The organism is Microbacterium sp. 4R-513, from assembly GCF_011046485.1.
Lineage (GTDB): Bacteria > Actinomycetota > Actinomycetes > Actinomycetales > Microbacteriaceae > Microbacterium.
Window position 1 is genome coordinate 2,009,823 of the sequence record NZ_CP049256.1, and the last position, 14,534, is coordinate 2,024,356.

Genomic DNA, 14,534 nt, shown 5'->3' on the forward strand with positions numbered 1-14,534 from the left:
CGTGACGGATGCCGCGGCATCCGTTACGCCGCATGAAGCCGCGTGACCGGCTTTGACATGCGGGCCCCGCGCCCTCCCACCGCCCCTGCGAACGTTGCCGTCTGACCCGAGGTCCGGGTCGCGGACGGACGTTCGACGGAGTGAGGGAGCCGCTCGTGGCGCGCTATCTCGGCAGGCGACTGCTGCAGGCCGTGGGGGTGCTGTGGGCCGCCTACACCGTGTCGTTCCTCGTGCTCTACGCGCTTCCGGCCGACCCCGTGCGGCTGCTCGCGGGCGGTGATGCGACCGACGTCACGGGAGCGCAGCTCGACGAGCTGCGGGCGAAGCTCGGGCTCGACCAGCCGCTGATCGTGCAGTACCTCGTCCAGCTCGGCCAGGTCCTGCGCGGCAACCTCGGCACGTCGATCGTCACCGGCCGGCCGGTCACGCAGATCCTCGCTGAGGCCATCCCGCCGACGGCTCAGATCGCCGCCGTCGGGTTCCTGCTCGCCGTCGTCGTCGGCGGGGGACTCGCCTTCTTCGCGACGTTCACGCAGAGCCGCCGGCTCCAGGACTTCCTGATCGGCCTCCCGCCGCTCGGCGTCGCCGTGCCGTCGTTCTGGCTCGGCCTGCTCCTCATCCAGTGGTTCTCGTTCACGATCCCGCTGTTCCCCGCCGTCGGCGACGGAGGCCCCGCGTCGATCGTGCTGCCCGCCATCACCCTGGCGATCCCGACCGGCGCCACGATCGCCCAGCTCCTCGCGAAGAGCCTCGACACGACGCTCCGCGAGCCCTACATCGACACGGCGTGGGCGAAGGGTGCGCGCCGCGGGCGCGTGCACGTGCGGCACGCCCTCCGGAATGCAGCGCTCCCGGCCCTCACGATGACGGGCCTGATCATCGGCCAGCTCCTCGCCGGCACGGTCGTGACCGAGACGGTCTTCTCGCGCCCCGGAGTCGGGCGTGTCACGGCATCCGCAGTCCAGCAGCAGGACATCCCGGTCGTCCAGGGCGTCGTCCTCTTCGCGGCGACCGTCTTCGTCGTCGCGAACCTCGTCGTCGACCTCGTCTACCCCCTCTTCGATCCGCGGATCGTCCTTGGCGGTGCTCCCCGACGCCGACGGCGCATCGCCGATTCCGTGACGGACGCGACGGATGCCTCTGCCCTCGCCGACGCCGACGGGCGCGCGCTCGAGCCTGCGGGAGGCGCACGATGACCGACACGACCGCGCTCCTGCCGGACACCTCGGAGCACTCGGCCGATCCGTTCGCGCAGACTGCCGCGGGACGGTTCGACGACGCCGTCTCGGATCGTGCGAAGCGCCCTCGCGGCTCTCGGCTCGTGGCGCTCGTCCGCCGCCCCTCGGTCATCGTCGCGACCGTGTGGCTGCTCCTCGTCGTCATCGCGGCGGCGTGGCCGGCGCTCCTCGCGCCCGGCGACCCGTTCCTCGGCATCCCGGCCGACAAGCTCCAGCCGCCGTCCGGCGCGCACTGGTTCGGCACCGACCAGATCGGCCGCGACCTCTACACGCGGGTCGTGCACGGCGCCTCGCTGACGCTCGCATCGGCGGCGATCGCGGTGGGCGTCGGCATCGTCCTCGGGGCGGTGCTCGGCCTCGTGGCGGGCTTCACGGGCGGGCGCATCGACGACCTCATCATGCGAGGGGCCGATGTGCTGCTCGCGATCCCCGGACTCCTGCTCTCGCTGGCGATCATCACGGCGCTCGGCTTCGGGACGGTCAACGTCGCGATCGCCGTCGGCGCGGCGAGCATCGCCTCGGTCGCGCGCATCATGCGCTCCGAGGTGCTGCGCGTGCGATCGGCCCCGTACATCGAGGCCGCGTACACGTCGGGGAACCGCTGGGTCGCCGTTCTCGGTAGACACGTGCTGCCGAACGCGATCGGGCCGGTGCTCGTGCTCGCGGTCCTCGAGCTCGGCGGCGCGATCCTCGCCGTCTCGGCGCTGAGCTTCCTCGGCTACGGTGCGCAGCCGCCGCTCGCTGAGTGGGGATCGCTCGTCGCCGCGGGCCGCGACTACCTCCGCTACGCGTGGTGGCTCACGACGTTCCCCGGCATCGTCATCGCGCTGACGGTGCTCTCGGCGAACCGCCTGTCCCGCGCCCTCGACACGGAACGGAGCTCGCGATGAGCGCCATCTCGAAAGCAGCCGTCCGCACCCGCGTCGTCCTCGCCGTCGACGACCTCGCCGTGACGTACGAGACGAGCCGAGGCGCCGTCGACGCCGTACAGGGCGTCTCGTTCCAGGTCGCGGAAGGTGAGACCGTCGCGATCGTCGGGGAGTCCGGCTCGGGCAAGTCCACGACGGCGCACGCCATCGTCCGGCTGCTCCCCGCGGCTGCGCGCATCCCGTCGGGGCGCATCCGGGTCGGCGATGTCGACGTCGCCGCGGCGACGGCCTCGGAGCTGGCCGGCATCCGGGGGCGCCGCATCGGGCTCGTCCCGCAGGACCCCACCGTGAGCCTCAACCCCGTGACGCGCATCGGCGCCCAGGTCGCCGAGGTGCTGCTCGTGCACGGGCTGGCCGACCGCCGCACGGCGTGGGACCGGGCTGTCGAGGCGCTGGCCGAGGCCGGCATCCCCGACGCGGCCGTACGGGCGCGACAGTATCCGCACGAGCTCTCGGGCGGCATGCGGCAACGCGTCCTCATCGCGACGGCGATCATCGCCCGGCCCGACCTCATCGTCGCCGACGAGCCGACAAGCGCTCTCGACGTCACGGTGCAGCGGCAGATCCTCGATCAGCTCGACCGCCTGCGTGCGGACCGGGGAACCGGCATCCTCCTCATCACGCATGACCTCGGGGTCGCGGCGGATCGCGCCGACCGCATCGTCGTGATGCATGCGGGCCGCATCGTCGAGGCCGGAACACCCGACGAGGTGCTCCGCGACCCGCGCGACGCCTATACGCGGCGCCTCATCGCCGCGGCACCGAGCCTCAATGCGCGGCGGAGCGAGGCATCCGTCCTCCTCTCTTCCCCACCGGGTGGGAGAAGCGTCGCGTGGACCGCGGCGCCGCGCACCGACGCGGCCGGCCGCGGCGCGGGCGTGCCCGTGCTCGAGGTGCGCGACCTCGTGAAGGAGTTCGCGCTTCCTCACGGCTCCGGCGCCGGCTCCGGCGCCGGCGTGCAGCGGGCGGTCGACGGCGTGTCGTTCGCGATCCCGCGCGGAACGACGCTCGGGATCGTCGGCGAGTCGGGGTCGGGCAAGACCACGACGGCGCGCCTCGCGCTGCGGCTCGTCGAGCCGACGGCCGGGTCGATCCTGCTCGACGGCGCCGATGTCACGACGGCTGAGGGAGGGCGGGTCCGTGAGCTGCGCCGTCGCGTGCAGCTCGTGCAGCAGAACCCCTACGCGACGCTCAATCCGAAACACACCGTGGGGGAGCTCGTCGCCGATCCGCTGCGGGCGTTCCGCGTCGGCGACCGCGCGTCCCGTGGTCGCCGCGCGGCGGAGCTGCTCGACGTCGTGGCCCTCCCGGTCTCGGCCTTGCACCGACGACCCGCGGAGCTCTCGGGCGGGCAGCGGCAGCGTGTCGCGATCGCGCGTGCCCTCGCGCTGTCGCCCGACCTGCTCGTGCTCGACGAGCCGGTGTCGGCGCTCGACGTGTCGATCCAGCACCAGATCCTGACGCTTCTCGCGCACCTGCAGCGCGACCACGGCCTCACCTACCTCTTCATCTCGCACGACCTCGCCGTCGTCCGCCAGGTCGCGCACCGGGTCGCCGTCATGCGCGCGGGCCGCATCGTCGAGTCCGGCGCCGTCGACGCCATCTTCGAGGCGCCGCGCGAGGCCTACACGCGCGACCTCATCGACGCGATCCCCGGCGGAGGCCGGGCCCTCGACCCGGCATCCCGCAGGTCCGCACCGCGCGGCCCGGCATCCCCTTCCCTCGCACCACAGACCCCCGCACACCAAGGAGCATCATGAGAACCCGCAGCACGGTAGGCGCGATCGTCGCGCTCGCAGCCGTCCTTGTCCTGACCTCGTGCGCGAGCAGCGGAACCGGCTCGTCGAGCACGCCCGACGCCTCGGACGAGCCCGTCGACGGGGGCGATCTCACGTTCGCGGTCGCGAACGACCCCATCTCGCTCAACCCGTCCGGCTTCGGTTCCGGGAACGACACGTGGTACGTCACCCGCCAGCTCGTCGATTCGCTGCTCTACCAGAACCCTGAGACCAACGAGCTCGAGCCGTGGCTCGCCGAGTCCTACACCGTGAACGACGACGCGACGGTGTTCAGTTTCGATCTGCGCGATGACGTGACCTTCTCGGACGGCACGCCGCTCACGGCCGCCTCGGTCAAGTCGACCTTCGACGACATCGTCGCAGCCGGCGCACTGAGCGCCTCGATCGGCTCGTTCGTCGGCTACGCCGAGACGGTCGCCGTCGACGACGACACCGTCGAGGTGCACTTCTCGAAGCCGAACGCGGCCTTCCCCCAGGCGACGTCGACGGTCGGCCTCGGCATCGTCGGCGCCGCGACGCTCGAGACGCCGTACGCCGACCGCGCCGATGGCCAGGCTGTCGTGGGCACCGGCCCCTTCACGCTCGACAGCTACACGAAGGACGTCTCGACCGTCCTCGACAAGCGTGACGACTACGCGTGGGCCCCGGCATCCCGCGGCAACGACGGAGGCGCGCACCTCGACAGCGTGACGTTCCAGATCGTGCCCGAGGCGAGCGTCCGCACCGGCGGACTCTCCTCCGACCAGTTCGACGTGATCGGGGGCGTGCAGCCCAACGACGTCCCCGTCGTCGAGGGCTCGGGCCTGCCGCTCGTGTACCGCGCGAACCCCGGCATCAGCTTCGGCCTGACGTTCAACGTCGCGCGGCCCATCGTGGCCGACCCCGCCGTTCGAGAGGCCATCGCCTCCGCCATCGACGCCCAGGAGGTCCGCGACACCGCCCTCAACGACCTCTTCAACGTCGGCACGAGCGCCCTCGCGAAGAGCACGCCCTCGTACGCCGACCAGAGCTCGTCCTTCGGATTCGACGCAGAGAAGGCCGGGAAGCTCCTCGACGAGGCCGGCTGGAAGAAGGGCGCCGACGGCATCCGCGAGAAGGACGGCGAGCCGCTCTCGCTCGAAGTGCTCTGGGTCACGAACTTCGGTCCGAACCAGACGAGCCTCGAGCTCATCCAGCAGCAGCTCAAGAAGGTCGGCATCGACATCCAGCTCTCCGGGACCGCCGTGCCCGATTTCATCGCCAAGCAGGACTCCGGCGAGTGGGACCTCGCGTGGGGCAACCTGTCGCGCGCGGACGGCGACGTGCTGCGGACGCAGTTCTCCCAGGCGACGACCAAGACCCACATCGACGATCCCGAGCTCGAGGCGCTCCTGCAGGCGCAGCTCGCCGAGCCGGACCCGGCCAAGCGCGACCAGATCCTCGCCGAGGCGCAGGCCCGCATCGCCAGCCAGCACTACCAGATCCCGGTCCACGAGCTGACGTCGATCCTCGGCACGCAGCAGGACGTCCACGGCGTGACGCTCGGTGCGGACTCGCGTCTCGACTCGCTCGTCGGCGCATGGAAGGCCGGGCAGTGACGGCTCGGCGCGTTCCCCGCGCAGGGTTCATCCTCGCGGGGAACCACCCCGAGGGCGACCCCGCCCGCGGCCTCGGAGAGACGCTGCGGCTCTTCGCCTTCGGCGAGGACCTCGGATTCGACGTCGCCGGCGTGCGGCAGCGTCACCTCGAGCGGGGCATCTCGTCGGCGCTGCCGTTCCTCGCGGCGGCCACGCAGCGCACAGCGCGGATCCGCCTCGAGACGGACGTCGTGCCGCTCGGGTACGAGACGCCCTTCCGCCTGGCGGAGGATTACGCGACGGTGGACGCCCTCTCCGGGGGGCGTGTCAACGTCGGCATCAGCACCTCGTCGCCGCACGGCGACCTCCTCGCATCGCTCGGGCGGTCCGACGATGCGGCGGACTCCTACGCGCTCATCGAGCGCTTCCTCGAGGCGCTCGAGGGGCACGTGCTGGCCGACCAGCCGCTTTCCACGCCCTACGGACCGCAGGTGCCGCGCATCGAACCGCACGTCGAGGGCCTCCGGCACCGCGTATGGCTCGGCGGCGGATCCGAGCGCTCGATCCGCTGGGCGGCGGCGAAAGGCCTCAGGCTGCTGCTCGGCAATCTGAGCGACGCGGGCGGCCACGACCGGTTCGAACCGGCGCAGCGCGACCACCTCGACCTCTACCACTCGGAGTTCGAGGGGCCGGGGGAGGCGGTCGTCGGGGTCGAGCGGGTGATCGTGCCGACGACGACGGCGACGGCCGAGCAGCGCGCGCACTACCTCGCTTACGCCGAGGCTCGCGATGCCCGCACGGCCCAGCCGGCCGAGCTCGCCGGCCGCCGCGTGGTGTTCCAGCGCGACCTCGTCGGCACGGCCGAGCAGATCGCCGAGCGGCTCCTCGATGATCCGTCGTTCGACGGCCGCACCGAGCTGCGCGTGGCCCTGCCGTACGGCTTCCGCGAGGACGAGTACCGCCAGATCCTCTTCGACATCCGTCACGCCGTGCTGCCGGAGCTCGGATGGGAGCCGGCTGCGACGGATGCCGCGGCATCCGTCTCCGTTACGGCTCATGAAGCCGCGTGACCACCTTTGACGCCCCTCGCCCACGTGCCGGCGCACGCGGGCGAGGCTGACCACGACGAACCGATCGCACGGGAGCAGACATGACCACGAACGACAAGATCCGACTCGGGATCGCACTGGAGGGCGCCGGCTGGCACCCGTCGGCCTGGCGCGAGCCCTCGTCGCGCCCGCGGGAGCTCTTCAGCCCCGCCTACTGGACCGACCTCGTGCGGCTCGCCGATCGCGGCCACATCGACTTCGCTACTATCGAGGACTCCTTCGGGCTGCAGTCGAGCCGTCCCTTCGAGCCCGACGACCGTACCGACGAGGTGCGCGGACGCCTCGACGCGCTCCTCCTCGCGGCGCGGCTCGCCCCCGTCACCGAGCGCATCGGCCTCATCCCGACCGTCACCACGACCCACACCGAGCCGTTCCACGTCTCCAAGGCCGTCGCGACACTGGACTACGCGAGCCTCGGCCGCGCCGGATGGCAGCCCAAGGTGTCGGGCCGCGCCGACGAGGCCCGCCACGTCGGCCGCCGGGACATCCCCGAGATCGTCGACTACAACAACGACCCCGCTGTGCAGGCCGTCGTCGCCGAGCTCTTCGCCGAGGCGGCCGACGTCGTCGAGGTCGTGCGCCGGCTCTGGGACAGCTGGGAGGACGGCGCCGAGATCCGGGATGTCGCGACCGACCGCTTCCTCGACGCCGACAAGCTCCACACGATCGACTTCGCTAGCGAGCGGTTCTCGATCCGCGGTCCTTCGATCACGCCGCGGCCCCCGCAGGGTCAGCCCGTGGTCGCCGCCCTCGCCCACGCCGAGCTGCCGTACCGCTTCGCTGCGACGTCGGCGGATCTCGTCTTCGTGACGCCTCTCGACGTCGCGTCAGCCGCGTCGATCCTCGACCAAGTGCGGGATGCCGAGGCATCCGTCGCCCGCGAAGGGGAGCCGCTGCGGGTCTACGCCGACATCGTGGTCTTCCTCGACGGGGAAGAGCCGGCTGCCGCGCGCCTGGCCCGGCTCGACGGCCTCGGCCGCCCGCTGACGAGCGACACGCGCATCTTCACGGGCTCGGCCGGGGAGCTGGCCGAGGAGATCGAGGCGCTCGCGGCGCTCGGATACTCCGGTGTGCGGCTGCGCCCGGGCGTCCTCACCGACGATCTTCCCCGCATCGTGGAGGACCTCGTACCCGCGCTGCGGCACCGCGAGGCGCTCGCCGTCGAGGACGCGCCGGTTTCGCTTCGCACCCGCCTCGGCCTTCCGACCACCGTCCCGAACCGCTATTCGCCGGCCCTCGCCGGCTGAGCTGCGACATCCAGGAGCTGGAAATGACCACGACACCCCGCAAGCAGATCATCCTGGCCGCCTACGTCGGCGGCGTGAACGAGCACACCCTCTGGGAGCATCCCGAGGCCGGCAGCCAGATCGCCTTCGACACCTTCCGGCACGTCGCGCAGACAGCCGAGCGCGGCCGGTTCGACTACTTCTTCCTCGCGGAGGGCCTCGCGCTGCGCGAGCGCGCGGGCAAGGTCTTCGATCACGACATCGCGGGCCGTCCCGACACGCTGCCCGTGCTCGCAGCGCTCGCGGGCGTGACCGAGCACATCGGCCTCGTCGGCACGCTGAACGCGACCTTCAACGAGCCGTACGAGCTCGCGCGTCAGCTGCTGAGCCTCGACCACCTCTCGGGCGGTCGCGCCGGCTGGAACGTCGTCACGAGCTGGGATGCCTTCACGGGGCAGAACTTCCGCCGCGGCGGGTTCCTTCCGCGCGAGGAGCGGTACTCGCGGGCCGAGGAGTTCGTGCGGACGGTGCGCGAGCTGTGGGACTCGTGGGCCGACGACGCGATCGTGGCTGACAAGACCACGGGCGAGTTCCTCGCGGATGCCTCGGCCGGCGCGTTCTCGCACACGGGCGCCCAGTTCGACATCGAAGGGCGCTTCACTGTGCCGCGGAGCCCCCAGGGGCAGCCGATCATCGTGCAGGCCGGTGTCTCGCCGCAGGGCCGGGACTTCGCGGCGGCAAACTCCGACCTCATCTTCTCGCCGTACTCGCGCCTCCCCGAGGCCCGAGACTTCTACGTCGACATCAAGTCGCGGGCGCGGGCGCACGGCCGGAACCCCGACCACCTCAAGATCATCCCGGGCGCCGGGTTCGTCATCGGCGACTCGGTGGCCGATGCCGAGGAGAAGGCGCGTCACATTCTCGAGCAGCAGCTGACCGACCGCACGGTGCAGGTGACGCTCGAGCAGGTGTGGAACCGCGACCTGTCGGACTACGACATCGACGGACCGCTGCCGGACGTCGATCCCGACCCGGAGGCGGCGCCCATCATCCAGGGCCGCGCCTTCATCTACCAGGACCGGTTCGAGACGGTGCGGAAGTGGCGCGAGCTCGCCGACGCGAAAAACCTCACGATCCGCGGCCTCGCCGCCGAGATCTCGCCCCGCGCGCAGTTCATCGGCACGCCGGCGCAGGTCGCGGACGGCCTCGACGACTTCATCCAGAACGACGGCGCCGACGGCGTCGTGCTCGGCGGGCACTTCACGCCCGGCGGTCTCGACGAGTTCGTCGACACGGTCGTGCCGATCCTGCAGGAGCGCGGCTCGCTGCGGACGGACTACTCCGGCACGACGCTGCGCGACAACCTCGGCATCCCCGTCCCCGAGCGGGTCGGCGAACTGGCCGCGACGGCCTGAAAAGGCGAAGAAGACATGACGATCGACACGACCATCGCTCCGGTGACCGACAGCGCGCAGTTCGCTCGCGAGTGGGAGGTGTGGCACCGTGCCCACGAAGCCGGGCGCGCCGCACCGCACGGCTTCCTCGCCGTGACCGGTCTGCACTGGCTCACCGCGGAGCCCTCAACCTTCGAGGGGATCCCCGGCCTCTGGTCGACGGATGCCGGGGGCCCGGTCGTCGACCTCGCCGCGGGTGAGAGCCTCGAGGTCGACGGCCGGTCCGTGTCGGGTCGGCAGGCGTTCGGTGTGATTCCCGAACGCGGCGGCCTGACCGTCGGCTTCGCCGAGGGGGTCATCGAGGTCGCCAAGCGCGGAGGCCACGACATCCTGCGCCCCCGTCGGCCCGATCACCCGTTCCTCGCCACGTACAGCGGGACGCCGGTGTACGTCCCCGATCCGCGCTGGCGCGTGGCTGCCCGGTTCGAAGCGTATGACACGCCCCGTGCGACGGAGGTCGGGGCCGCGGTCGACGGCCTCACGCACGTGTACGAGGCGCCGGGGGAGCTCGTCTTCGTGATCGCCGGCAAGGAGTTCCGGCTCGTGGCGTTCCCGGGGCACGGCGACGGCGACCTGCTCGTGCTGTTCACCGATGCGACGAGCGGCGTCACGACCTACGCCGCGAATCGCAGCCTGTCGGTGGCGACCCCGGATGCCGAGGGCTGGACCGTCATCGACTTCAACCGCGCCGTCAACCTCCCGTGCGCCTACACCGACTTCGCGACGTGTCCGCTTCCGCCGGCGGGCAACCGCCTGCCGATCGCGGTCGAGGCAGGCGAGAAGACGCCCCTCTCACGCTGGCGCGCGGATGCCTCGGTGGGTGTCTCGGGGTGATGTCGGGGTCGAGAGCTGCCGTACTCCTCGTTGGGCGGATCGAGCGGAGGGGAAATGGCGAGCGGAGGAGAGGTGCGAGGCATCCGTCCTCCCTTGGTGGGATCTCCTCCGCTCCCGCGCCCCCTCGGGAGCTGTCCTTCGACCACCACGGAGAATGGCATCATGCCTGAGACGACCGCCGTGTGGACGATCGAGACCGTCCCGTGGGACGACGACCGCGCATCCGCTCTGCGCCTGGCGATGGATGCCGAGCTCACTCCGCGCTACGCCGACCGGCTGGACGACGTGTCAGAAGACATCGCTGCGCGCATCGGCGAGGCCCTGACGGTGGATCCGGCGGCGATCGTCGCCACGATCGTCGCGACGGATGCCGAGGGCCGGCCGGTCGCGCACGCCGCCCTCCGCGATCTCGGGGACGGGTTCGACGGTTCGCTCGAGGTCAAGCGCGTCTATGTCGAGCCCACCGCCCGCGGCACGGGTCTGAGCCGCGCGCTCATGGCCGAGCTCGAACGCATCGCGGCCGAGGCGGGCGCCCGCCGGCTCATCCTCCAGACCGGCGATCGGCAGCCCGACGCCATCGCGCTGTACGAGAGGCTCGGCTACACGCCGATCCCCATCTATCCGCCCTACACGGAGATCTCGTTCTCGCACTGCTTCGCCAAGAACGTCGCACTCTGATGGCCGGTGCGATGGACGCCCAGGTCGTCGTGGTCGGCGGCGGTGTCATGGGCGCCGCCACGGCGTGGAGTCTCGCGCGACGCGGAGTCGACGTCGTGCTCCTCGAGCAGTTCGAGGGGGGCCATACGCGCGGCGCATCCCACGGGGCCTCGCGCAACTTCAACCTGAGCTACGACGATCCGGCGCTGCTCGCGTGGCTTCGTGAGGCCGAGGGGCTGTGGCGCGAACTCGAGGCCGAGGCGGGGTCTGCCGTGCTGACCCGCACCGGCATCGTCAACCACGGGCCGGGCCGGGATCTCCCGGCGGTCGCAGCGGCGGTATCGGCGGGCGGGTTCGCGGGCGACCTGCTCGACGGCGCAGAGGCGGAGCGGCGCTGGCCGGGGCTCCGCTTCGAGGGGCGGGTGCTGCACACACCGGAGGCGGGACGGCTGAACGCCGACCGGGCCGTCGCCGGGTTCACGGATGCCGCGGGCGCGCGCGGTGCGCGCGTCCTGATTTCGACAGCCGTCGTCGGCGGGTCGGTCGGCGACGACGGAGTGGTCCTGCGGGTGCGCTCCGCTGGGGGCGAGACCGAGCTGCGGGCGCATCGCGCCGTCGTGACCGCCGGCGCGTGGACGGTCGACGTGCTCGCCGGGCTGGGAGCGTCGTTCGCGCTGCCGCCGCTTCGCGTGACGCAGGAGCAGCCCGCGTTCTTCGCGCCCCTCATCGGCGCGCCGGAAGATTGGCCGGGCTTCAACCACGCGCCGTCCTCCGACGATCCCGCGACCGCGTGGTTCCCGAGCGCCGTGTACGGCATGGGATCTCCCGGTGAGGGGGTGAAAGCCGGGTGGCACGGGGTCGGGCCCGAGACGCATCCCGACCGCCGCACCTATGTGCCCGATCCCGAGCTCACGGCGAGGATCCGCCGGTATGCGCAGGAGTGGCTTCCCGGCGTGGATGCCGCGTCGCTCGCAGAGATCACGTGCACCTACACGTCGACGCCCGACTCGGCCTTCTTCCTCGAGCGCATCGGGCCCGTCGCGGTCGGCGCCGGGTTCTCGGGCCACGGCTTCAAGTTCGCGCCCGTCGTCGGGCGGGTCCTCGCGGACCTCGTCACCCGCTGACCCGCCTCTTGGTCGCCTGGATCGGGCGGAGGGGATTGAGCGGGCGGAGGGCGGATCCGAGGCATCCGTCCTCCCTTGGAGTATTCTCCTCCCCTCGCGCGCGGCACCGCGGGGCTCACGCGCCGCTGACTGATGCGCCCTCGGCCGCCGGATCGGGCGGAGGGGATTGAGCGGGCGGAGGGCGGATCCGAGGCATCCGTCCTCCCTCGGCGTGTTCTCCTCCGCTCGTGCCTGGCGTCGCGGGGCGGACGGCACAGGCTGACACGCCCTCGGCCGCCGGATCGAGCGGAGGGGATTCAGCGGGCGGAGGGCGGATCCGAGGCATCCGTCCTCCCTTGGTGTGTTCTCCTCCGCTCGCGCGCGGCGTCGCGCGGTGACCGGCGCCGGCGGAGTGCCTGGCGCTCCGCGGCGGTGAGTTCCTAGGTTGGAGGCATGACTCCCGACGCCGCCGCGAACGACCCCACCGGCCTGGCTCGGAGCCTTGTGGCCGAGAACGCGTACCTGACCCTCGCGACGGCGGGTGTCGACGGAGCGCCGTGGGCGTCACCGGTGTGGTTCGCCGCCCGCGGACTAGACCTCTTCGTGTGGGCCTCGAAGCCGGGAGCGCGGCACTCGCGCAACATCGCGGAGAACTCCCGCGTGTCGATCGTGATCTTCGACTCCAGCAGGCCGCCCGGGGCCGGAAGCGCCTTCTACGTGTCCGCGGAGGCCGAGCTGGTGGGCGACTCGTCGTTCGACGAGGCCCTCGCCGTCTACAACGCGAAGTCGGTCGAACGAGGCCTCGACGAATGGGATGCCGCCCGGCTGAGGGAACCCGCACGGCATCGGCTCTATCGCGCCGTCGCTCTCGAGTCGTTCGTGCTCGACGACCACGACGAGCGGGTGCGGGTCGCGTAGAAGGGGAGTCGGCGATGCGATTCACGAGGGCGGATTCGAGCAGACCCGCAGTCATTGGTGGTGGCGTCCGGGGTGGGGTCTCGGCACGCGGTACGTGACCTTCCACCTCACCTTCGAGGGTGCCGACGAGCTGCATGCGGCCGCGGAGGCATTCGGCCGCCGCATCGGGGGCGAACCGGCCGTGGACGTCGTCCCTCTCGAGTGGCTGCACCTCACGATGATGGGGATCGGGTCGCTCCTCGAGCTCGACCGCGATGAGCATGTCTACCCATGGCGTGTGCTGGAGCAGGTGCGTCTCGGCGCGAGCTGACGCTGGCGCGGCTGGGCGTACCCCTCGCCGAGCGGAGGGGATCGAGCGAGCGGAGGTCAGGATCGAGGAATCCGCCCTCCCTTCGCGGGATCTCCTCCGCTCGCGCGTGCGGTACGGGCGCAGGGTGCGAGGGCTACGCCAGCACGGAGTCCGCGGCGCGAGCGGCCGCGGCATCCGTCGACTGCCCGGAGCGGGCGTCGGATGAACCGTCCGAAGACGCGTCCGCCGAGGCATCCGTCGCCTCATCGTTCTCGAAGGAAGGCGCTTGGAGTCCCCACGCCTGGGCCAGCAGCTCGTACGAGTGCTCGCGGTCGGCGGGGTCGTGCGTGACCGTCGTGACGAGCAGCTCGTCGGCGCCCGTCACGCGACGCAGGCCGTCGAGGCGCTCGGCGACGGCGGCGGCGCTACCCGCGAACTGCGTCGCGACACGGTCGCGCACGACGGCGAGCGACGCGCTGTCGAGGGGCGCGGTGAGCGCCTGCGTGGGGCTCGGGTAGGGGATCGCTCCGTCGCCCGCTCGGATGCTGTGGACCCAGTGCGGGTATCCGGCCGCGAGTCGCAGCGCCTCGGAGTTCGAGTCGGCGGCGAGCACATCGACCGACACGATCACGCGCGGCTCGGCGAGCACACCCGGGCGGAAGGCGCGGCGATACGCTTCGACCGCCTCGAGGACGAACGTGGGCGCGACATGGTAGTTCGCTCCGAACGGAAGGCCCAGCCGCCCGGCGAGCTCTGCGCTCGGACCGGCCGTGCTGCCGTGCAGCCACACCTGGATGTCCTGCCCTTCGGAGGGCGTCGCGTGGATCGGCACGCCCTCCGGCGCGACGTACGTGCCGTCGATGAGGGCGAGGATGTCGAGCACGTCCTGCTCGAACCGGTCGGCGTCCCCGGGCGTGCGGCCGAGGAGCCGGGCCTGTGCGACGAATCGCGCCGCGTCGATCGAGAACGCGTGGGGCGCGGGAAGCAGGATGCCGTCGACGACGCGGTCCTCGCGGTGGCCGCCGCGGGGCGGCGTCTGCGCCGAGCTCGTCGAGCCGGAGCGGCCGATGCCGAGGTCGAAGCGTCCGGGGTGGAGCGCCGACACGACGCCGGCGGCCTCTACGACCTGCAGCGGGGAGTAGTTGCCGATGATCGTCGCGGCGGTCCCGATGCGGATGCGCGAGGTCTTGTCGGCGATCGAGGCGAGGAGCACATGCGGCGCGGCGCCCGCGACGCCGGGGTTCAGGTGGTGCTCGGCGAGCCAGTAGCGGGAGTAGCCGAGGCGCTCGGCGCTCTGCGCGAGCGCGATCGTCGCCCGCAGCCCGTCGGCGGGGGTCTGCCCGGAGCCGAACGGCGAGAGGTCGAGGACGGAGAGAGGAACGGTGGTCATGGATGCCTCGGCTAGGGGAGTGGGGGCGGATG

The 14,534-nt window shown here is 71.9% G+C and carries 13 protein-coding genes; 12 read left to right on the top strand and 1 reads right to left on the bottom strand.

Going from position 1 to position 14,534, the window contains the following annotated elements; genetic code table 11:
• Positions 1-155: 155 nt before the first annotated feature.
• From G5T42_RS08715 to G5T42_RS08770, 12 genes are all read left to right on the top strand, one after another.
• Positions 156-1,196: an ABC transporter permease gene (locus tag G5T42_RS08715; RefSeq protein ID WP_165127739.1), complete on the top strand. Its 1,041-nt coding sequence runs from the start codon at positions 156-158 to the stop codon at positions 1,194-1,196.
• The gene (locus tag G5T42_RS08720; RefSeq protein WP_165127741.1) at positions 1,193-2,128 is read left to right on the top strand and encodes an ABC transporter permease; all 936 of its coding nucleotides are present in this window, start codon (positions 1,193-1,195) and stop codon (positions 2,126-2,128) included. Before G5T42_RS08715 ends, G5T42_RS08720 begins: the two co-directional genes overlap by 4 nt.
• A complete protein-coding gene (locus G5T42_RS08725; RefSeq protein WP_165127743.1) occupies positions 2,125-3,927 on the top strand; it encodes an ABC transporter ATP-binding protein in 1,803 nt (600 codons plus the stop codon). Before G5T42_RS08720 ends, G5T42_RS08725 begins: the two co-directional genes overlap by 4 nt.
• Positions 3,924-5,543 (top strand): ABC transporter substrate-binding protein, encoded by a 1,620-nt coding sequence (locus tag G5T42_RS08730; RefSeq protein WP_241245750.1) that lies wholly within the window; start codon positions 3,924-3,926, stop codon positions 5,541-5,543. The genes G5T42_RS08725 and G5T42_RS08730 overlap by 4 nt, the downstream gene beginning before the upstream one ends.
• Positions 5,540-6,592 (top strand): LLM class flavin-dependent oxidoreductase, encoded by a 1,053-nt coding sequence (locus G5T42_RS08735; RefSeq protein ID WP_206535599.1) that lies wholly within the window; start codon positions 5,540-5,542, stop codon positions 6,590-6,592. The genes G5T42_RS08730 and G5T42_RS08735 overlap by 4 nt, the downstream gene beginning before the upstream one ends.
• 80 nt (positions 6,593-6,672) lie before the next feature.
• Positions 6,673-7,878 (top strand): LLM class flavin-dependent oxidoreductase, encoded by a 1,206-nt coding sequence (locus G5T42_RS08740; protein WP_165127747.1) that lies wholly within the window; start codon positions 6,673-6,675, stop codon positions 7,876-7,878.
• Positions 7,879-7,901: 23 nt separating this feature from the next.
• On the top strand, positions 7,902-9,272 hold the full coding sequence (locus G5T42_RS08745; RefSeq protein WP_165127749.1) for an NtaA/DmoA family FMN-dependent monooxygenase: 1,371 nt from the start codon (positions 7,902-7,904) through the stop codon (positions 9,270-9,272).
• A 15-nt stretch (positions 9,273-9,287) separates the two neighbouring features.
• Positions 9,288-10,145 (top strand): DUF1684 domain-containing protein, encoded by an 858-nt coding sequence (locus G5T42_RS08750; protein ID WP_165127751.1) that lies wholly within the window; start codon positions 9,288-9,290, stop codon positions 10,143-10,145.
• A gap of 162 nt (positions 10,146-10,307) precedes the next feature.
• Positions 10,308-10,823 carry a GNAT family N-acetyltransferase gene (locus tag G5T42_RS08755; RefSeq protein ID WP_165127753.1) on the top strand — a complete coding sequence of 172 codons (516 nt, stop codon included), beginning with the start codon at positions 10,308-10,310 and terminating at the stop codon, positions 10,821-10,823.
• Positions 10,823-11,926 (top strand): FAD-dependent oxidoreductase, encoded by a 1,104-nt coding sequence (locus tag G5T42_RS08760; RefSeq protein ID WP_241245751.1) that lies wholly within the window; start codon positions 10,823-10,825, stop codon positions 11,924-11,926. The genes G5T42_RS08755 and G5T42_RS08760 overlap by 1 nt, the downstream gene beginning before the upstream one ends.
• A 432-nt stretch (positions 11,927-12,358) precedes the next feature.
• Positions 12,359-12,823, top strand: coding sequence for a pyridoxamine 5'-phosphate oxidase family protein (locus G5T42_RS08765; protein WP_165127755.1), 465 nt, complete (start codon positions 12,359-12,361; stop codon positions 12,821-12,823).
• Between the two features lie 94 nt (positions 12,824-12,917).
• A complete protein-coding gene (locus tag G5T42_RS08770; protein ID WP_165127757.1) occupies positions 12,918-13,133 on the top strand; it encodes a hypothetical protein in 216 nt (71 codons plus the stop codon).
• Between the two features lie 133 nt (positions 13,134-13,266).
• Here G5T42_RS08770 and G5T42_RS08775 read toward each other — a convergent pair whose 3' ends face one another.
• Positions 13,267-14,502: an LLM class flavin-dependent oxidoreductase gene (locus G5T42_RS08775; RefSeq protein ID WP_165127759.1), complete on the bottom strand. Its 1,236-nt coding sequence runs from the start codon at positions 14,500-14,502 to the stop codon at positions 13,267-13,269.
• Between the last annotated feature and the right edge of the window lie 32 nt (positions 14,503-14,534).

What these genes read in the sequence shown, in the direction of transcription:
- G5T42_RS08720 (WP_165127741.1), top strand. Translation starts at nt 1,193, where the DNA reads ATGACCGACACGACCGCGCTCCTGCCGGACACCTCGGAGCACTCGGCC.
- G5T42_RS08725 (WP_165127743.1), top strand. Translation starts at nt 2,125, where the DNA reads ATGAGCGCCATCTCGAAAGCAGCCGTCCGCACCCGCGTCGTCCTCGCC.
- G5T42_RS08730 (WP_241245750.1), top strand. Translation starts at nt 3,924, where the DNA reads ATGAGAACCCGCAGCACGGTAGGCGCGATCGTCGCGCTCGCAGCCGTC.
- G5T42_RS08740 (WP_165127747.1), top strand. Translation starts at nt 6,673, where the DNA reads ATGACCACGAACGACAAGATCCGACTCGGGATCGCACTGGAGGGCGCC.
- G5T42_RS08745 (WP_165127749.1), top strand. Translation starts at nt 7,902, where the DNA reads ATGACCACGACACCCCGCAAGCAGATCATCCTGGCCGCCTACGTCGGC.
- G5T42_RS08750 (WP_165127751.1), top strand. Translation starts at nt 9,288, where the DNA reads ATGACGATCGACACGACCATCGCTCCGGTGACCGACAGCGCGCAGTTC.
- G5T42_RS08755 (WP_165127753.1), top strand. Translation starts at nt 10,308, where the DNA reads ATGCCTGAGACGACCGCCGTGTGGACGATCGAGACCGTCCCGTGGGAC.
- G5T42_RS08760 (WP_241245751.1), top strand. Translation starts at nt 10,823, where the DNA reads ATGGCCGGTGCGATGGACGCCCAGGTCGTCGTGGTCGGCGGCGGTGTC.
- G5T42_RS08765 (WP_165127755.1), top strand. Translation starts at nt 12,359, where the DNA reads ATGACTCCCGACGCCGCCGCGAACGACCCCACCGGCCTGGCTCGGAGC.
- G5T42_RS08775 (WP_165127759.1), bottom strand. Translation starts at nt 14,502, where the DNA reads ATGACCACCGTTCCTCTCTCCGTCCTCGACCTCTCGCCGTTCGGCTCC.